Genomic DNA, 20,140 nt, shown 5'->3' with positions numbered 1-20,140 from the left:
CCTTATTTTTAATTGTAATAATTATAAATTTATCAGGCTCAACAATTTAGAGAAAATGCTTCGTACCTTTGACCAGTGAAACGGCTGACTGTATATTTATTTCTAACTGTTTACCTTCTCTCTTTTACGGAGGTGCAGCAAATACTGAGACTGCCCAACCTTGTTTCGCATTTTCTGGCGCATCGGATTAGCAACAGCGACACGACCGTATATTCCTTCTTAAAGATGCATTATGTTGACGAACAGAGTGTGGATTCCGACTATGAGCAGGATATGAAACTACCTTTTAAAACTCACGAAACAAATACAGTAGTCGTAAACCCACTCACTATCCCGGAAGATTTCACCTTTTCACTCTTATATCCTGCCCCATTCAGGGAGCGAAAAGTTATTCCCTTCCGAAATTTCATTTATGCTTCCAATACGCTGAACAGCGTGTTCCGCCCACCGGTTTTTGTTTAAATATTGTAAAGATGAATCCTATTCAAGCACTGAATTGAGGAGGGGTTTGCATTTCTCATTATTTAAACTTTAAAACAGTCAAAATGAACAACACACATCTGCATTTGGTAGTAAACCATTTGCCAATTATATTTCCTGTAGCAGGAATCATCCTGCTTCTTATCGGTATTTTCACAAAAACCGAAGTTTCAAAACGTAACTCCTATTTCATTTTCATCCTTGGTGCACTTGCCTCAATTGCTGCTATGGCCACTGGCGAAGGCGCTGAGCACGGCGTAGAAAACCTTCCGGGCGTGACCGATAGCCTTATTGAAACCCATGAAGAAGCAGCTGAACTTTTTGCCGGTCTGTCTTATGTCTTGGGCGGAATAAGCACAGTAGCGCTTTTTGCCAGTTTCAAAAACTATGCATTTTTCAAGTTCATGTCTTTTATCGTAGGAGTACTTGCCCTCGCGACACTGTTTTTCGCTCAGAAAGCCGGCACAACGGGCGGCGAAATCCGTCATACGGAAATCAGGAGCAAAACTGCAAGTCAAAACTCCGGAGGAAACGCATTGGAAACGGAAGACAATCATGATGATGATTAATGTCATTTTAAAGCATTTGAATATCCTAAGATTCTTAAAATGAGCTTATTGGTTCGTAAATTTACTTAGGTGATTATTAATTTTTAAAGTGAAAAAATGCTAGACAGAATCATCAATTTTTCCATAAAAAATAAGCTGATCATCCTCCTTATGACGCTCGGCTGGATTATTTATGGAATAATAGAACTCAGAAAATTACCCATAGATGCGGTGCCGGACATTACCGACAATCAGGTGCAGCTCATCACCGCATCTCCCAGTCTGGGCGCTCCCGATGTAGAACGCTTCATTACTTTTCCTCTGGAACAGTCGATGAACAATATCCAGGGCATCAAGCAGATGCGCAGTTTTTCGCGCTTCGGACTCTCTGTGGTGACCATTGTTTTTGAGGAAGATGTAGATACTTATCTCGCACGGCAGCAGGTTTCGGAACGTTTACTGAATGTCTCAAAGAATATTCCCGAAACGCTCGGAATCCCCGAAATGGCCCCAATTTCAACCGGTCTTGGCGAGATTTATCAATACATCATCCGGCCAAAAACAGGTTATGAGCACCGCTACGATGCCATGGAACTGCGCACCATTCAGGACTGGATCGTGAGAAGACAGCTACTTGGAACCGATGGTGTTGCTGATGTTGCAAGTTTTGGCGGCAACCTTAAACAATATGAAGTTGCAGTAAATCCCGCGCAGCTTAAATCAATGGGAGTTACGATGCAGGAAGTTTTTACCGCACTAGAAAACAACAATCAAAATACCGGTGGAGCTTATATTGAAAAAGGACCCACGATTCTGTACATCAGGACAGAAGGTCTGATAGGGAAAATCAGGGACATTGAAAAAACGGTTGTTAAAAACCTTCCTGACGGTACACCAATCCTAATTGAAAACTTAGGAAAAGTGCAGTACGGAAATGCAATCCGGTACGGTGCAATGACCTACAATGGAAAAGGTGAGGTGGCCGGAGCAGTTGTAATGATGATGAAAGGCGCCAACTCCAATGAAGTGATAGGTAAGGTAAAAGCAAGGATTGAAGAAATCAGGAAAACCCTTCCGGAAGGCGTGGTTATAGAACCTTTTCTGGACCGGACCAAAATGGTGAATAACGCCATCAGTACCGTTTCTAAAAACCTCATTGAAGGTGCCTTAATCGTCATCTTTGTCTTAGTTCTTTTTCTCGGAAACCTGCGCGCCGGATTTATTGTTTCATCCGTCATTCCACTGTCCATGCTGTTTGCGTTCATCATGATGAACTTTTTCGGTGTCAGTGGAAACCTAATGAGTTTGGGCGCTTTGGACTTTGGATTAATTGTGGACGGAGCGGTGATTATCGTTGAGGCGATCCTGCACAGGCTCCATGGACCAACATTACAGAACAAAAGTTTACTTACCACTACCGAAATGGATGAAACGGTGCAGAGTTCTGCCGGGAAAATGATGAATTCCGCGGTATTCGGCCAGATTATTATTCTGATGGTTTATCTTCCGATTCTCACCTTGGAAGGTGTTGAAGGGAAAATGTTTAAACCGATGGCGCAGACAGTGATTTTTGCCCTTTTAGGCGCGTTTATCCTTTCGTTAACCTATGTTCCGATGATGAGTGCGATGTTTCTGTCAAAGAAAATATCGCACAAAAAGAACTATGCGGACCGGATGATGGAAACGCTGGAAGCCGCTTATGACAGAATTCTTAAAACAGTTCTGAAATATCATAATCCGCTGTTTTTTAGTGTCTTGGGTCTTTTCTTCTTTTCTGTTTTTATCATGACCAGACTGGGTGGCGAATTTATTCCTACGCTTCCCGAAGGTGATTTCGCGGTGGACACGCGGGTTTTACCCGGAAGTAACCTGAAGACGTCAGCTGAAGCTGTTTTAAAAAGTCAGCAGATCCTGCTGAAAAAATTCCCTGAAATTGAGAAAATCGTAGGGAAAACAGGCAGCAGCGAAATTCCGACGGATCCGATGCCAATCGATGCAAGTGATATGATGATTATCCTGAAACCCCGCGAGGAATGGACTTCAGCCAAATCTTATGATGAACTCGCCGAAAAAATGTCTGTGGAACTCAAGAAAAATCTCATCGGTATCACCTATTCCTTTCAGTATCCGGTGAATATGAGGTTTAATGAACTCATGACCGGTGCCAGACAGGATGTGGTGTGCAAGATTTTTGGTGAAAATCTTGACTCTCTTAAGGTTTATGCTGAAAAACTGGGCGAAATCTCCCGGAAAATTGAAGGAGCCGAAAACATTTATGTGGAACCGATCTCCGGAATGCCGCAAATTGTAATTGAGTATAACCGGGCTGCACTTTCACAATTTGGACTGAACATCGGCGATGTAAACAGGTTGGTAAACACCGCTTTTGCGGGCCAAAGCGCGGGTTCTGTTTTTGAAGAAGAGAAAAAATTCGATCTGGTGGTCCGTCTCGACGGTGAACTCAGGAAAAACGTAGATGATGTGAAAAACCTGCTGATTCCGACACCTACAGGTGCGGAAATTCCTCTGAGTACCGTAGCTCATGTAGAAATAAAGGAAAGCGTAAACCAGATCCAGCGCGAAGAGGCACACCGCAGAATCATCGTCGGGTTCAATGTGAAAGACCGCGACATACAATCCACCGTTACCGATTTGCAACAGGCAGTGGATAAAGATCTGAAACTTCCCGTGGGCTACACCATCAAATACGGCGGAACGTTTGAGAATCTTCAGCAGGCACAGAAACGTTTGGGGATCGCAGTTCCGGTAAGTCTGGCATTAATACTTCTCATGCTTTATTTCGCTTTCAGTTCTGTGAAATATGGACTGATTATTTTCACGACGATTCCTTTATCTGCGATTGGCGGCATACTTTCACTCTGGCTTCGCGGAATGAATTTCAGCATTTCTGCCGGAGTTGGTTTCATCGCTCTTTTTGGAGTGGCAGTACTTAACGGAATTGTTTTGATTGCCGAATTCAACCGTCAGAAGGAAATTCATTCTGATCTGAATGAAGTGGTACGGATTGGCGGTAAAATGAGACTGCGACCAGTACTAATGACGGCGCTGGTTGCATCGCTGGGATTTTTGCCGATGGCTCTGAGCCAGGGTGAAGGTGCAGAAGTGCAAAGGCCGCTTGCTACAGTAGTTATTGGCGGCTTGCTGCTGGCGACATTCCTTACGCTCTTTATTTTACCAACCGTTTATATCTGGTTTGAAAAACATTTTCAAGAGAAGAAGAAAACCGTTAACCTGGACTAATAAAATGAAAAATAATGAAAACTAAATACCTCCATATCCTGTTTCTGCTGTGCTTTCTCAATTTTTTTTCGCAGACACCGGTTTCTCTTGAGACCGCCTATGAAAAGGCAGTGGAGAACAATCTTCAGGTAAAGTCCGGGCAGCTTAAAATAGATTATCACCACCGGATTAAAAATTCTGCTGCCGTTGTAGACCCCCTGAACATCACCGCAGAAATCGGGCAGCTGAATTCTGCGTATGCAGATAACGCCATTTCTGTAAACCAAAAGCTGCGGTTACCCAAATTCTACCAAAGTCAGAACCAGGTTTTGATGGAGGAATGGAAAAATGCCATGCTGACGCTGGAAGTACAAAAATTACAGCTGAAGCGTGAACTTGCACTGAGTTACAATAACCTGAATTATCTGGATGAAAAGCAGAAACTGCTTGAAAAAGCCGACAGTATTTATTCCCAATATTATCAGCGGGCAGACCTTCGTTTAAGGGCAGGTGAAAGCAATATCCTGGAGAAAACAACGGCAGAAAACTACCGTAGTCAGGCAGAAATTCAGTTGCAGAATCTGGGAAAAGACCGTGAGATATCGCAACATCAGCTCAATTATTTAATAAATGATGCCCAGTATTATACCAATCAGAAAGGCGGTTTTTATATCATGGAACTGATGTCCGATGGAAATTATGACGGAAATGCAACCGTTCTGAAACAGTATGATCAGCAAAAAAACATTGAAAATGCCAAACTCAATGCCGAAAAAACCAAGCTGTTGCCGAGTGTTAATCTCGGGGTTACCTCTGCCACACAATATGGATTTGGAGCGGATGAAAAATTCTACGACCGTGGGAAACGATTTCAAAGTGGGCTGATTGGCCTGGACTTGCCTTTGTTTAACACTGCGCAGAAATCCATAATAGAAGGCCAAAAAATCAATCAGCAGATTGCAGAAAACAATTATCAGATTGCTGTAAAAAATCTGAAAAACCGGTATGCTGTTACTTTTGGCGCATACCTGAAACTGAAATCAGAACTTGAATATTACAGAAGCAAAGGGCTGAAAAATGCTCAAACCATCTTTTTTACCGCAAACCTGCTTTTAAAGGAGGGTGAAATCAATTATCTGGAATACACGATGCTCGTCAACCAAAGCCTTGAAATCGAGAACCGGTATATCGATGCCCAAAAACTGTTTAATGAAAAAATAATTGAGCTGAACACTCTGAGAGCCGAATAAACTATTCACTTAAATCAAAATTATCAAATGAAAAAATTCACAACACTACACCGCATCATCCACTGGACCATTGCCACCGCAATGCTCGTGCTCTTTGCCACGGGATTTCTTAGAATGTTCTGGATGTCTAAAAAAACCATTACCACTGCCGTAAACTCCGAACTGGAGGCGCAACAGATGCAGCTGCCACAGGAAAGCGTGCTTGCTATTGCAAAAAGCATCATCAACCCAATGTTTGAGTGGCACGTCAATTTCGCCTATGTCCTTGTAGCCGCCTATATCATAAGGTTAATCTACATGTTTGCGAAAGGAATCCGGTTTCCGAACCCCTTTTCCAAAAATACAAATGGAAAAGACCGACTGCAGGGAACCGTTTACCTCATTTTTTATGTACTTCTCATTGTGCAGATTCTAACCGGTTTTGCGCTGAAATTCGAATTGGCCGGCGAAGCAACTTTAGAAAGAGCGGAAGAAGTGCACAAATTTGCGGTTTACTGGCTTCCAACCTTTGTAGTGCTGCATTTTATGGGAATCATCTTTGGGGAACTGACGAATAAAAAAGGGATTGTTTCCAAAATGATCGGCGGCGAACAAATAAACCTGCCAGAATGAAAGAATTTGCAGCAATCATCCTTAAAGGCTTGCTGGTGTTTTCCTGTTCCAATGAGAAAGAAGCACAAGAAAAGGCAACTTTTTCCGTATCGGGTAATCAGATTACGCTTACCGCGCTGCAACATAAAAATGCAGGCATAGAAACCACAACGCTGGCGAACCAAAGCATTGCAAACAAAATCATGCTTCCCGGTCAGATCAGTGTTCCGCCACAGGCCATGTCGGGGGTTTCATCGTCATCCGGCGGTATTGTGAAAGCGGCTAGATTTATGCCCGGAAATTATGTTGCAAAGGGACAAACACTGGCGGTTGTTGAAAATCCCGAACTGGCAAAACTTCAGCAGGATTATCTGCAGGCAAGGTCCGCGGTCGGATATGCCCAGAAGGATTATGAAAGACAGAAATACCTGAATCAGTATCAGGCAAGTTCAAATAAAGTAACTCAGCGTGCGATGAGTGAGTTGCAAAGCCAAAATGCAGCAGTGCGGGGAATCTCTTCACAGCTTCGTTCCTATGGAATTAGTCCTGAAGGGGTAAGTGCAGGAAATATTCAGAAAAGTACTGCGGTTACCGCACCAATTTCCGGATATGTTTCCACTGTGAATGTTAGCGTTGGCCAGTATGTGTCCCCCGCCGAGGTGCTTTACACGATTGTGAACAGCAATGTTATCCATTTGGAACTGAGGGTGTTTGAAAAAGACTTGAATAAACTTTCTATTGGACAGAGGGTGTACGCTTTTACCAACCAAAATCCGGATAAAAAATACGCTGCCGCCGTGAAACTCATCGGTAAAGATTTTTCTGCAGACCGAAGTGTCATGGTACACTGCGACTTAATCGATAAAGATGAATCACTGATTCCAGGTACGTTTATGAATGCCGAGGTTGAGGTGAATGCAGAAGAAGGTTTCGTTATTTCTGACGATGCCATAGTTACGTGGGAAGACCGACAGTATATTTTTGAAAAAGTGAAACCACTCACCTACAAAATGTTTCCGGTAACCGTGGGGAATTCTGAAAGCGGATATACCGAACTGCTGAATTTTGACCCTAAAAACAGCAATAAAAAGTTTGTAATTAAAGGTGCATATTCCCTGCTGATGGCCCTGAAAAATGTTGAGGAATAAGAAATTTAACGGAGAAAATAATCAGAATATAACAGGACTTTGATGCTCAACCAGGCAAAGTCTTTTTTTATATTTTTGCGCCATGAAGATTCTGATTCTGGACAATTACGACAGCTTCACCTATAATCTGGTCCAGATGACCGAGCAAATCCTTGGTGAAAGGGTTCAGGTTGCCAAAAATGATGAAATAAGTGTGGCCCAGGCAGCGCAATTTGACAAAATAATTCTCTCACCAGGTCCTGGAATACCATCCGAAGCCGGAATACTAAAAGAACTGATCCGGGACCTCCACCAGGAGATTCCAATGCTTGGGATCTGCCTGGGGCTGCAGGCCATTGCAGAAACCTTTGGCGGAAAGCTCATCAATCTTCACCAAATTTATCATGGTGTGGCTTCGCCTGTTATTATCCTGAATACCGAATGCAAACTTTTTCAAAGTATTCCGCAAAATTTTGAAGCCGGACGCTACCACAGCTGGGCGGTGCATCCGGACACATTTCCGGAACCACTTGAAGTAACTGCCGTTGATGCTGATGGTATTATAATGGCGCTCCAGCACCGAAGCTATAATCTTCATGCCGTGCAGTTTCATCCTGAAAGTGTGCTGACAACAGAAGGTAAAAAGATCATTTCTAATTTTCTGTTGGATTAATATTCACTGCATAGGATAATAAATATTAAATTTGCACCTTTAAATGTGATTATGACAGCAACCCAGAACAGAAGCCTGAAATTCAGTGACCTTGGTTTAATGGATTATTTGCCCGCTTTCGATTACCAGGAAAAGCTGATGAAGGAAATCATCGACATTAAACTGGCTAACCGCGAAAAGAGTGAGGATGACAGAGAGGAAACGCCTAATTATCTTTTGTTTGTGGAGCATCCTCACGTGTACACCCTGGGAAAATCAGGAGACGAGCACAATATGCTGGCAAATGCTGAAAAACTTAAGGAAATAAATGCCACCTATGTAAAGACCAACCGGGGCGGCGACATTACTTATCACGGTTTTGGCCAACTCGTAGGCTATCCGGTTCTGGACCTGGACAATTTTAAATCCGACATCTTTCTCTATATGCGAAACCTGGAGGAAGTAATCATCCGCACGATCGCAGAATATGGCCTGAAGGGTGAACGCAGTGAAGGACAGACAGGCGTTTGGCTGGACGTGGGAAAACCTTATGCACGTAAAATCTGCGCCATGGGTGTTAAGACTTCAAAATGGGTCACCATGCACGGTTTCGGCCTGAATGTGAACACCGATTTACGTTATTTTGAATATATCATTCCCTGCGGAATAAAGGACAAGGCGGTCACCTCGCTACAGCGCGAACTGGAAAGGAAATTTACCGGTGAAGAGATTGCAGAGCTGAAGGAAAAAATCAAAAACCACTTCACCGAAGTATTTGAAGCTACGCTTACCTAAACTCCACCACCTTCAGATTACTTAAAAGGTTTTATACCCTCTGTAAACCTGCACAGCGCCTTCAAGTAACGGAGCAGCCAGCCTGCGGAACTCCATAAGATGTTCGCTTACATTATGCTGCCGGTGATGTTCTGCCGAACGCCAAAGTTCAGCGATGAAGAAAACGCCTTTCTGATCTGTATCTTCCACCAGGTCGTACTGCAGGCAGCCTTCCTCTTTCCTGGTTTCGTAAACAAGTTTGTTCAGGATCTCTACCGCGTCCATCAGATAATTCTCCCTGAAACGGAACAGGGCAACAATATAAAGTTCTTTCATTTTTTAAATCTGCGCACAAAAGTAAGCAAAAAGGTAAGCCCTGTACGGTGTCAGCATGAATAAAATCCTTATGTTCGTGGAAATAAACACAGACTTTACAGATCATGTTCTCAAAACAGGAAGCTCAGCAGTTAAAACAGGAATTCTGGACCGCCTTCGGCAAAAGTTTTCCGAGAAAATGGATCCTTTACGATACCAAGATCAAGGATTTTTCCTTTAAATTTTACGCCGACAATAAGAAAGCCGAGGTCTCACTGGATCTGGAAATGAAGGACGAACTGTTCCGCAATGCCTATTACGAGAAAATATGGTCTTTGGAAAACATGCTTGAAGAACATGTGGGCGAGTTTCAAAAAGACGAATTCTACACCCTTGAAAACGGCAAAGTAATCTCCCGGATTTGGGTTTCAAAGGAAAATGTTTCCATCTTCAACAAAAACACATGGCAGGACATATTTGAATTCTTCGTGGAAAAAATGGAAGCTTTTGAACGCTTTTACTACGAATATGAGGATTTTATAAAGGATGTATAACCTTTTATTTACGCAAACCTCCTCTTTCTGATCAGGTAGAATAAACCGCCCAGGATGCCGATGATGGCTAAAGGCAGGAGCAAATTAAACCACTGCCAGTAACTTTTTTCTTCATCTATCCGTTGGCGGTCCAGAAGCCGCGATTCAATATTGCGGTTGCGGAGTTCCATAAGGTTGGCATCATCCAGAAGGAAATCCAGCGCATTGCTCAGGAACTGTCCGTTGCCATAGCTTTGTTTCGTAAGCAGATCTTCACCCAGTGGAAGTGGCTTTCCTTTAAGGACCTGGTTGCGACCTACGTCGCCGTCCGAAATCACGATCATTTTATTGTCTGCACTTTGCTTTTTAAAACCCGGATAAGACCTGGACTCAATACGGTTGGCATATGCCGATGTAAATTTGCCCTGAAGTGAGACCGCAAAGATTTTAGGCGTGCTTGGCTTTTCGAACGCAGCTACAGAGTCGGCACTTACGATTTCGGAAAGGGAAACATAGTTAGGCACCGGTTTCACAGAAGTCCTTTCACTGCTTTCAAAAAGCACCTCGGTTTTAATGCCGGGGCGTCCTAAAGTATCAATTGCCGTCGGGAATTCAAATTTAACCGGATTAATGTTCTTGGTGATGGGATTATTTTTTTCGGCGATGCCCAACGGGAAATAAGGCCAAAGAAATGAACTGTACTGCGGATTACCGGCTACCTCACCGGAAACAATTCGCAGGAGAGCCGACTTTTTCATGTCCTTCACCAGACCCGGATTTATACGGACACCATAATTGAAGAAGAAATCATTCATATTGGTCTCAATGGGATAAGCCATAATCTTCTTCGACCTGTAAAGTGTATCCATTTCAGCATTCACAGCGTCCATCATCCACAAAGTCTTACCGCCGTTCATAAAGTATTGGTCCAGCACCACCTTTTCACCGTCTGTAAAAGGTTTACGGGGCTTCGCGATCACCAGAGCGTCCATTTGCCTGAGTCTCGGAACATCTGCCACGGTAAGTTCGGTTCCGTTCTCCGGAATTATGGGTCCTGTATTGTAATTCTGAAGCGCCATCTGCATAAAACCCTGAAATTCTTCAGGTCTGAGTTCATCCTGGTTTATCAGGATACCTACGTTTTTGCGGCTGTCGCGTGTGATGTCTTTTATATTTGAAATCAGGCTGTACTCCAGGCCTTCAATGGATTTGCTGAGCTGTTCTGCCGGCTCCAGCCCTGCCTGGTTTACGATAAGCGGAATTGATGTTCCGTAAGTCTCATATTTCAGGACTGCATATGGGAACATAACGATCTGACGGATCTCGCCGTCCTTCATATCAGGTAAAACCGATGGCTGCAGACCCATGGCCATCAAAGTATCCTGCGAAATCTTTGTCTTTATAGGGTCAATGAATTTATAATCGATTTTCGGATTGATTTTGCGGAATTCTTCCAGCATAAAACGGGTTTCATTCTGAAGCTGTCTGAAACTTGCCGGGAAATCACCTTCCAGATAGACTTCCACCATCAGTGGTTTATCCACTGATTTCAAAACCTCCTGTGAGGATTCCGAAAGTGTATAACGTTTCTCCTCAGTAAGGTCCAGCCTGAAACTGAACAGACCGTAGGCACCTAAAAGCAGAATCACCGCTGCAATGATATATAAAACTGTATTCTTTTGCATTTTCATCTTCATAACAATTACTTATTCTTTTCAACAAAAACTTTAGACAGAGAAAGACAGATAACGATAACCAGCAGGAAATAGCAGATGTCGCGGAGATCGATAAGCCCTCTTGTAAAACCAAGGAAATGCTGATAAAAACCCACCTGAGACAGAATATAATCTGCACCGCCAAGAAGTTTGTAGCTGGCCAGCTGTTCAATACCGAAATACAGGATAAAACACATAAAAACTCCCAGCAGGTAAGCCATGATCTGGTTTTGCGAAAGTGCCGAGGCCAGAATACCGACCGCCGAAAATGCCGCTACCAGAATGATGAGTCCAAAATAGCTTCCCATTGTTGCTCCCATATCCAGATTTCCCTGCGGTACTCCCAACACATAAACCGTATACAGATAAACCAGCGAAGGTAAAAGACAAAGTGTACCAACGAACCAAACGGCAAGAAATTTAGCGGTCACGATTTCGGAGATGCGTACGGGCTGAGAGAAAAGCCACTGAAGTGTACCGCCCTGTCTTTCCTCTGCCAATGACTTCATGGAGAGCGCCGGAATGACGAACATCAAGAGCCAGGGTACCAATACAAAATAACTTTGCAGGGTAGCGGTACCAATATCGAATATATTTGAATCATTTTCAAAAAAGAATAGAAAGAGAGTCCCGATTAAACTGAATGCCGCAATGATGACCCACGCGCTCCAGTTGCCGAAATAAGTCCAAAGTTCTTTTTTAAATATTGCTGTCATTTATATTGAATTATAATGAGGATTTTATGCCTTAATCTTTTTTTTATTTCTGTTCACCAACTTTACAGTGAGCATAATGGCCACTACCAATGCAGCAAAACCAGTCAGGAGCTGCCACCAATATTCAATCACCATAGATTTTAATATTACGGTGAATACAACTAAGAAAAGTATGAAGGTCGCAATTTCGTTGGCCTGCCTCAGTTTAATATTGGCGGTTGGAAAAGTGTCGCCTGCCAATGTCTTCATTTTGAGAACCTGTTTCCATGACCAGTAATGATACAGACCGAGCCCAATCAAAGATGTCAGTTTCAGATGAAACCAGGGCGTCTTCATCAGCCCAAAATTCAGAATGATGAGGGTAAGACCACTCAGCAGCATAATGACTCCCGCGGGAACTGTGATGATGTTCCATAATCTGCGCGTCATGAACAGGTATTGCTCGCGCAGGATCTTCTTCTTTTCCTCCTGAAACTCGTCAGTATCTTTATAGTACACAAAAAGTCTGACCAGATAGAAAAGTCCGGCAAAATAGCTGACCATAAAAATGATGTGAACGGCTTTGATGACGGTGTAGAGCATCCAAAAAATTTAAGCGCAAAGATAGACTTTTTATAGCAAAAAAATGGTGCGGCCAGCGCCACACCATTCGTTATCTGTCAATTATAAACTTAGATTACACCAAGTTCCTTACCTACTTTGGTAAAGGCTTCTATGGCTTTATCCAAATGTTCTTTTGTATGAGCAGCTGAAAGCTGTACACGGATTCTTGCTTTGTTCTTTGGCACCACAGGATAGAAGAATCCAATTACATAAATTCCCTCTTCCATAAGCATTTCGGCCATTTTTTGAGACAAAGGTGCATCGTAAAGCATCACCGGAACAATGGCTGCATCCCCGTCCGGAATATCAAAACCCCTGGCCTTCATTTCGGTGCGGAAATACTCAGCGTTTTCCATTACTTTATCACGGAGCGAGGTATCTTCGGAAATCATGTCAATTACCTTTGAAGCTGCGCCTACGATTCCGGGAGCCAAAGAATTTGAGAAAAGATAGGGTCTGGAACGCTGTCTCAGCATATCGATAATCTCTTTCTTTCCCGAAGTAAAGCCACCTAATGCTCCACCCAGCGCTTTACCTAAGGTAGATGTGATGATATCTACCCTACCCATTACCTCATTAGATTCGTGGGTACCGCGGCCGGTTTTGCCTATGAAACCCGTAGCGTGAGAATCGTCCACCATTACCAGGCAGTCATATTTCTCTGCCAAGTCACAAACCCCTTGCAGGTCCGCAACAATGCCGTCCATTGAGAAAACCCCATCGGTAACGATGATTCTGAAACGGTGGTTCTTTTCGGAAGCCGCCTTCAGCTGTGCCTCCAGGTCTTCCATATTATTGTTTTTGTAACGGTAGCGCGCCGCCTTGCAAAGACGGACTCCGTCTATAATGGATGCGTGATTTAATTCATCTGAAATAATTGCATCTTCTTCGGTGAAAAGCGGTTCAAAAACACCACCATTAGCATCAAAACAGGCGGCGTACAGAATGGTATCCTCCATACCCAGAAATTTCGAAATCTTGGCTTCCAGTTCCTTATGGATATCCTGGGTTCCGCAGATGAAACGTACGGAAGACATGCCATAGCCATGACTCTGTATCATATCCTGTGACGCTTTCATCACTTCCGGATGGTTTGAAAGTCCCAGGTAATTGTTTGCGCAGAAGTTAAGCAGTTTTTTACCGTTGGCCTCAATTTCAGCAGACTGCTGCGAAGTGATGATCCGTTCGGTTTTAAAAAGGCCGTCGTTCTTTATATTGTTAAGTTCCTGCTGCAGGTTGTCCAGATACTTTTGTGAAATCATTCTTATTAATTTTAGATGGGCTAATTTAAGAAAAATAGAGGCAGGATACTAACACTTGGGCATTCGTGGCAAAATTTCTAAAACAATAATTCCGCACTTTACCATGGTTAGCTTAAGATGTTAATCCGTTATTCCGCTATTATTTTTTGATGAATTTATAGTTACCGTCCCCAATTGCAAGAATATAATTGCCCGGAACCAGTTCGGAAATATTCAAAGCTTTACCCGGAGTATAACTTCCCACTTTTACCAGCTTTCCGTCCGTTGCGAAAATTTTAAAATCCGCCGGACGGGTTAACCCTGAGATGCTGATTTCATTGCCGGCCGGCACCGGATACACGGATAAATTTTCCTTTGCGCTTTCGGCTGTTGAAAGTGATGCATCCATCACTACCGTTGAATTCTTTTCCAGAATCTGATGTTCATAATTGAACTGCACAGAAGCTACGGTGAAGTTGAGCGGGAAGTTAAAGTACTGCCCGTTTGCGGTGTGTTCAGGCTTCAGATAAACGACCTGGCCGCCCGTACCGTTCACCTTAATGGGAAGAGGCATTTCATAGAAACTTACTGAAGGATGACTGGTAGTCTGCAGCGCCTGAACAGTGATGGACTGGTTTGCGTTCTGCTTCCATCTGATATTATAGGTAGGATAACCCTGACCGTACACCCAATCATTGAAGAATCCGGTGAAATCTTTTCCTGTAGATGCCTGCAGTGATGCGTTAAGGTCGGTGGTACGCACATAATTATATGCAAGGTTAGGCCTTTGGTGATAATCTTTCACTGCCTGATAAAAAACCGGGTCGGTGAGCACCCACTTCAGCATCCGGACTATATAACCACCTTTGGCATAGCTTAATCTTCCGTTAAAAATGGCATTTACACTTCCCAAATTGGCATCTGCAACATAAACACTTCCGCCCGTGGCCGAAGTGATGTAATCCTTTTGGTCCTCCAGATAGTTCATAAACTGCACAGGTGTCAGAATGAGTTTCTCGTTCACAAGATGCTCGCCAAAGGTTGCGAAGCCCTCGTTGAGCCAGATGTCATTCCAGGCGCCACAGGTTACTTTGTCGCCAAACCACTGGTGTGCCAGCTCATGTGCGATCAGTTGCTTTGAAAATCCGCCCATTGATGACATGGTCTGGTGTTCCATTCCGCCACCAAACTGAAACTGCATATGACCGTACTTCTCGTTGCGGAAAGGATAAGCGCCAAAATAAGTTTCAAAAGTGTTCATGGCCTGCTTGGTCCACTCAATGTTGGCCATTGCGGTTGCGTCATTTACTGTTGAAGGATAAATATAATTGACGAAAGGAAAAGGTGGCGAACCGATTACATCATTCAGTTTCGTGTAGTTGGTTACAGCAATCGCTATAAGATAAGCAGCCGTTGGATATTGAGTTCGCCAGAAGGTGCGCTTTTGACCACCGGTCAATGCAGTTTCGGACATCAGCGTACCGTTTGAGGCCACATTATACTGGGCTGGTGCGGTAATTTTTATGTCAAAGTTTTCAATTTTGTCATTAAGGCTCTGCTTGGTCGGAAACCAGTCCTGCGCGCCGTAAGGTTCGGAAAGTGTAGAAAGCAAGGCTACCCCATTCTGGGAAGTGGTGGTGAATGCATTATAGCCCGGCGCCGGTGCACCTGCATAATGTATGCTCAATGAATCAAGCACACCGGCAGGACGAACAGTGGGAAAGTCAATCCTCACCTCGTTGCTGCCAAGTTGCTGGAAGTTAAGGTTAGCACCCTGATAGACCACCTGCGAAACAGTAAGCTGAGTGGTAAGGTCAAAGTAAATACTGGAAATATTCTGGTTTGGAATGAAATGCGAGGTCACACTGCCGGAAACCTGATAAACCGCGGGGTCCACGCTTATGTCCATACGCTGGTAGCGCAGGTCGTAATTCAGCGTGTTGGGGTTTATATTACCTACATTCATCTTATTGAGGAAGGCCTTCTGTTCTTTACTTATCAGCACTGAAGTTTGGTCAGGAAGTATCTGGGCTTTCAGCTGGGAAGCCAATATAGTAACGAGTAAAAAAAATATCTTTTTCATTCATAAAAATTAAGGAAATAAAGATATAAAAAAACCTCCCGGTTGGATTCCGGAAGGTTAATATTCATTTTAATAATATCATCAAAGATTTAAGGTGGGCGCCAGGATACTTTCCATACGCTGTTTCACCTGGTCCACGGAACCCGCGTAGTTATTCACCATTAAGGAAAAAACAAGTGTCCGTCCTGTATTGGTTTTCAGATAGCCGGCCAGTGTCTTAACTTTATTCAGAGTGCCGGTTTTAGCAAACACCTGTCCGTAGCCACTGCCCATAAAAGATTTTTTCAGTGTACCGGTCTGTCCGGCAATAGGCAGTGAGTCAAAATAAATCCTATAGTAATCCTCCTTCATCAGATCGGTAAGATATTTCACCTGCGCAATTGGGGTAACATGGTTATTTCGTGAAAGTCCGCTTCCGTCATAATAATTTAAACCTTTCATATCAAAACCTCGTGCGACCAAATGCGCGTTGACAACCTCGCGGCCCGACTCCAGGGTTTGATCACCTTTTTTCTGAAAACCCGACATTCTCAACAGTGCCTCGGCCAGGGCATTGTCACTGCGCTGGTTGGTATCATAAACGATCTCAGCTAAAGTGGGCGACTTGTAGAAGGTGATGAATCTTCTCTCCTCTGGATTCAGGTCGGTTGTGCGGGCCTCTACCTTTCCTGTAACGGGAATGCCTTTTTTCACCAGTGCAGTTCTCAGTGTATTTGCAAGTGAATAGGGAGCATCCGGCAGTTTTGTGGATAGTGGACTGCCTTCAAATTTTTCCGCATAAACCATCTTGTTGATGTAGGGCGAAACATAGAAATAACGTTTGCTTTCCTTATCAAAAGGGCTGGGTTTCTTCGCAATCAGTTTTTCATTCGCAGGATTGATATTCGCAGTGGTGCCCACCGGCAGATAATAATTATGGTGCTCCAGCCAAACAATGTTTTCGGGAAGTACCGCTCTTTTATTTTCCTTGAAGACGGCATTCTGGATAATGATCCCACCGTTTACCCTGCGGATTCCCAGGTTTTGGACTGCTGAAATAAAGTCGGCAGAAATCCGGCTGTATGTGCTGGCACCGGCTTTACCGGTACCCAGTGAAGGGTCGCCGCTACCTACGATATAAAGGTTCCCGTTCAGGTTGCCATCTGCATCTAACTCACCTGAATATTCCAGCTGGGTAATCCAGCGGAATTTGTCACCAAGCAGGCTCAAAGCAGTTTCGGTGGTAAGAAGTTTGGTAGTGGAGGCCGGAATCAGGGAGGCTGTCTCGTTATAGGAAGAAATGACTTTACGGGTTTTTGGGTCATATACCACGAATCCCCAGTCAGCGTTCCGAAGAACCGGGTCGTTCATCATACCGTTCAGGTTAATGTCGACAAGCTCTTTGGCAGAAAGTACTACTTTTTCAGCAGTAACGGATGTATTGGAAGGAAGGCTGGTGCTCTGGTTTTCATACATTGTAGGATACTGCTTCACGGAACTGTTGCCCGACTGTGCAGCCATCAATGCTGAAAACATGACCGAGACACCGGCGATATAGTTTTTCAGTTTAATCATCATAAATATTGTTCACTTTATTTTTGATTAATGCTTTATCTTATGGTTAAAGAACTTCTGCGAAGTTTCTAAATCAGCTGATCAATGCGCCAAAAGTATTAAATAATATTGAATATCAATCATTTAAAAAACCTAAAAGACTAAAAATGCTGTTAAAAAATGTTAATAATCAACATAAATGTGACGTTTTACATTTCGATAAGCCGCGATTTCCTCAAATTCAGCGATACTTTCCCTTATATAATTTTTAAAAATCTTATAAGATTTTCCACGGGGTAATTTGATTAAAATCTGGTACTGATACATCAGGTTGATTTTGGCCAGCGGCGATTTCTCGGGTCCCAGAACACATTCTGCCGGTAAATATTTACGCAGAATGGAACCCAGAAACTGTGATGACCGGTCTGTCTTGCCTTCGTTACGGTGCTTAAGTTCAATAAGGATGGTTTTGGTAAAAGGCGGATAATTGAATTTTTTCCTTTCCTCCAGTAAGTAGGTGTAGATTTCACGCGGATCATTTTCACGGATCAACTGAAATATGAAATGCTGTGGATTATAGGTCTGAATCAGTATTCTTCCCCTACCGGATACACGTCCCGCGCGTCCGGAAACCTGAGTAATGAGCTGGTAGGCTCTTTCTTCTGCACGGAAGTCCTGCACATACAGCATATGGTCCGCACGCGGGATAGTTACCAACTCTATATGGTCAAAATCCAATCCTTTGGAAATCATCTGGGTGCCTACAATGATGTCCGTTTCGCCACTTTCAATCTTTTCGTAGAGTTTCTCATAGGCAAATTTCCGGCGCATAGAATCCACATCCATGCGTTCAACTTCCGCATCAGGGAAAAGCCGTGAAACTTCCTCATGGATCTGCTCCACCCCGACACCGCGGGTATTCAGATTTTCCGCGTTGCATTTCGGGCACTTGCTTGGTTTGGAAGATTTATTTCCGCAGTAATGACATTTAAGTTCATTGGAATACTTATGATAGGTCATGATCACATCGCAGTTGCTGCAATACGAAACATGACCGCAAGTCTCACATTCCACCACGTTTGCATAGCCGCGACGGTTGTGCAGAACCATCACCTGATTTTTATGCTGAAGATTTTCAGTAATCTCATCGAGTACCTGCTGGGAAAAGTTGCCACTAACCTTTTTGCTCTGCTGTGCCTCTTTAAAATCTATAATTTCAAACTGAGGCAGATTCACCTTGCCGAATCTTTCGCTTAACGTGACCAGCTTAAGCCTGTCGTTTTGGGCCAGCCAGTAACTCTCTACCGATGGAGTGGCCGATCCCAGAATTACCCGTCCGCCATAAAGCTCGGCCAGTATGAGACTGGCATCCCGGGCATTGAAATAAGGGGCTACCTCACGGGGACGGTAGGCGGTATCATGCTCTTCATCAACTACAATCAGTCCAAGATTGCGGAACGGCAGAAAAAGCGAGTTTCGTGTTCCAACCAATACCCTGATTTCGTTGTTGCGGATACGGCGCCACACTTCTACCCTTTCAAAATCCGACAGTTTCTGATGGTAATAACCTAATGCCTGACCGTATTTCTTTTCCAGACGCATCGCAGTTTGCTTGGTCAGCGCAATTTCCGGAAGCAGCAAAAGAACATTCAGACCGGCCAAAACAGTCTCCTCGATATTCTCAAGATAGAGATGGGTCTTGCCGGATGAAGTTACGCCATGCAACAGCACATTCTTACCTTCCTCAAACGCTTCAGCTATTTCCTTACGGGCGCGCATCTGCTCACCGCTCAGCTCTTCCAGCTGTTCCGTTTCACCTTCATATGATTCCAGGCGGTCCACCTGCAGAAAATATTCCTCAACAAGGTTCTTTTCGAGAAGGGATTTAAGTTGTGCATGCGCAAAATTACCATCGTCCAGAATATGGGACTTGCGAAGCTGAGCTTCGGGGTTTTCGGTATGCATCTGGAGGATCATCAGAAACAGTTCCTGCTGTTTGGGCGACCTTTTCAGCTGGAGAAGGATTTCCGGCAGATGATTCCGGACGGCTTCAGGATCCTTAATTCGCACATAGGCTACTTCTTTGGCCTTATACTTTTCTGTGATCTTCTCATCCACCTCAATATACTGTAAGTCTATCAGCGAATTAATGGTCTTGATTATTTCCTTTTTAGGAATAAACGCCTCAATCTCAGAAAGATTAATTAACTGTCTGACCTCCAGGGCCTGAATCAGGTACATTTCGTGTACATCTAGATTCTGGAAGTCTACAACCACATTAGGCTTCATTTTAAGATAGGTTTCACTTTCCAGCTTCAACGAACCGGGGAAAGCCAGCCTGTAAATCTCACCCAGATTACACAGATAATAATCGGACATCCAGGCCCAGAAATCAATCTGTTCCTGTGGTAAAATGGGAGATTCGTCCAGTATACTGATGATTTCTTTCGGCACAAATGCGTCCTGAACTTCATCATGAATCCTGAAAACGATACCCGTATAAATTTTTTTTCCGCCAAACGGCACTAAAACGCGCATTCCGGGGCGAAGTTGATCCCCGATGGCTACCGAAACAGTGTAGGTGAACGTTCCGTGCAGGTTAAGTGGAAGAATTATCTGTGCAAACTTCAAGGTAGTGCTTGTGGAATTGGTGGTGACTGCTGAAAAGTAAATCCAAAAATAAGGATTTAATATAAGTTTTACCGGCTTTTGAGCATAAAAAAGAGCGGATCCTGCTCC

General features: G+C 43.7%; 17 protein-coding genes. 9 read left to right on the top strand and 8 right to left on the bottom strand.

Going from position 1 to position 20,140, the window contains the following annotated elements; all coding sequences use genetic code 11:
* Positions 1–225 precede the first annotated feature (225 nt).
* The 8 genes from F7R58_RS04745 (at position 226) to lipB (ending at position 8,683) form a co-directional block, all read left to right on the top strand.
* A complete protein-coding gene (locus F7R58_RS04745) occupies positions 226–462 on the top strand; it encodes a hypothetical protein (protein WP_158063797.1) in 237 nt (78 codons plus the stop codon).
* Positions 463–545: 83 nt separating this feature from the next.
* Positions 546–1,049 (top strand): hypothetical protein, encoded by a 504-nt coding sequence (locus tag F7R58_RS04740; RefSeq protein ID WP_158063796.1) that lies wholly within the window; start codon positions 546–548, stop codon positions 1,047–1,049.
* Positions 1,050–1,145: 96 nt separating this feature from the next.
* Positions 1,146–4,289 carry an efflux RND transporter permease subunit gene (locus tag F7R58_RS04735; RefSeq protein WP_158063795.1) on the top strand — a complete coding sequence of 1,048 codons (3,144 nt, stop codon included), beginning with the start codon at positions 1,146–1,148 and terminating at the stop codon, positions 4,287–4,289.
* 14 nt (positions 4,290–4,303) lie between these two features.
* A complete protein-coding gene (locus F7R58_RS13110; RefSeq protein WP_158063794.1) occupies positions 4,304–5,518 on the top strand; it encodes a TolC family protein in 1,215 nt (404 codons plus the stop codon).
* A gap of 27 nt (positions 5,519–5,545) precedes the next feature.
* Positions 5,546–6,130, top strand: a complete 585-nt coding sequence (locus F7R58_RS04725) for a cytochrome b/b6 domain-containing protein (protein ID WP_158063793.1) — start codon at positions 5,546–5,548, stop codon at positions 6,128–6,130.
* A complete protein-coding gene (locus tag F7R58_RS04720; protein ID WP_158063792.1) occupies positions 6,127–7,257 on the top strand; it encodes an efflux RND transporter periplasmic adaptor subunit in 1,131 nt (376 codons plus the stop codon). The genes F7R58_RS04725 and F7R58_RS04720 overlap by 4 nt, the downstream gene beginning before the upstream one ends.
* Positions 7,258–7,339: 82 nt before the next feature.
* Positions 7,340–7,909, top strand: a complete 570-nt coding sequence (locus F7R58_RS04715; RefSeq protein ID WP_158063791.1) for an anthranilate synthase component II — start codon at positions 7,340–7,342, stop codon at positions 7,907–7,909.
* 51 nt (positions 7,910–7,960) lie between these two features.
* Entirely contained in the window at positions 7,961–8,683 is a 723-nt protein-coding gene (gene lipB / locus F7R58_RS04710) for a lipoyl(octanoyl) transferase LipB (RefSeq protein ID WP_158063790.1), read from the top strand.
* A 21-nt stretch (positions 8,684–8,704) separates the two neighbouring features.
* Here the strand turns inward: lipB and F7R58_RS04705 are convergent, their stop codons facing one another.
* Positions 8,705–8,998, bottom strand: a complete 294-nt coding sequence (locus tag F7R58_RS04705) for a putative quinol monooxygenase (RefSeq protein ID WP_158063789.1) — start codon at positions 8,996–8,998, stop codon at positions 8,705–8,707.
* Between the two features lie 104 nt (positions 8,999–9,102).
* Here F7R58_RS04705 and F7R58_RS04700 point away from each other — a divergent pair, with 104 nt between their 5' ends.
* Complete coding sequence (locus F7R58_RS04700; RefSeq protein ID WP_158063788.1) at positions 9,103–9,531, top strand: DUF4268 domain-containing protein; 429 nt, start codon at positions 9,103–9,105, stop codon at positions 9,529–9,531.
* 8 nt (positions 9,532–9,539) lie between these two features.
* Here F7R58_RS04700 and gldG read toward each other — a convergent pair whose 3' ends face one another.
* The 7 genes from gldG to priA form a co-directional block, all read right to left on the bottom strand.
* Positions 9,540–11,201, bottom strand: a complete 1,662-nt coding sequence (gene gldG, locus F7R58_RS04695) for a gliding motility-associated ABC transporter substrate-binding protein GldG (RefSeq protein ID WP_410493613.1) — start codon at positions 11,199–11,201, stop codon at positions 9,540–9,542.
* An 11-nt stretch (positions 11,202–11,212) separates the two neighbouring features.
* On the bottom strand, positions 11,213–11,941 hold the full coding sequence (locus tag F7R58_RS04690) for an ABC transporter permease subunit (protein ID WP_158063786.1): 729 nt from the start codon (positions 11,939–11,941) through the stop codon (positions 11,213–11,215).
* A gap of 24 nt (positions 11,942–11,965) precedes the next feature.
* The gene (locus F7R58_RS04685; protein WP_158063785.1) at positions 11,966–12,523 is read right to left on the bottom strand and encodes a CopD family protein; all 558 of its coding nucleotides are present in this window, start codon (positions 12,521–12,523) and stop codon (positions 11,966–11,968) included.
* An 89-nt stretch (positions 12,524–12,612) separates the two neighbouring features.
* Positions 12,613–13,806 carry a glycine C-acetyltransferase gene (gene kbl, locus F7R58_RS04680; RefSeq protein ID WP_158063784.1) on the bottom strand — a complete coding sequence of 398 codons (1,194 nt, stop codon included), beginning with the start codon at positions 13,804–13,806 and terminating at the stop codon, positions 12,613–12,615.
* Positions 13,807–13,945: 139 nt separating this feature from the next.
* Complete coding sequence (locus F7R58_RS04675) at positions 13,946–15,868, bottom strand: M1 family aminopeptidase (protein ID WP_158063783.1); 1,923 nt, start codon at positions 15,866–15,868, stop codon at positions 13,946–13,948.
* An 81-nt stretch (positions 15,869–15,949) separates the two neighbouring features.
* A complete protein-coding gene (dacB, locus tag F7R58_RS04670; RefSeq protein ID WP_410493616.1) occupies positions 15,950–17,368 on the bottom strand; it encodes a D-alanyl-D-alanine carboxypeptidase/D-alanyl-D-alanine-endopeptidase in 1,419 nt (472 codons plus the stop codon).
* A gap of 216 nt (positions 17,369–17,584) precedes the next feature.
* Entirely contained in the window at positions 17,585–20,032 is a 2,448-nt protein-coding gene (gene priA / locus F7R58_RS04665) for a primosomal protein N' (RefSeq protein ID WP_158063782.1), read from the bottom strand.
* Positions 20,033–20,140: the final 108 nt, after the last annotated feature.

This window comes from Chryseobacterium sp., from assembly GCF_008831505.1.
In the GTDB taxonomy this organism is placed as follows: Bacteria; Bacteroidota; Bacteroidia; order Flavobacteriales; family Weeksellaceae; genus Marnyiella.
The sequence above is the reverse complement of the archived record's forward strand: the minus strand, read 5'-3'. Positions and strand labels throughout refer to the sequence as shown.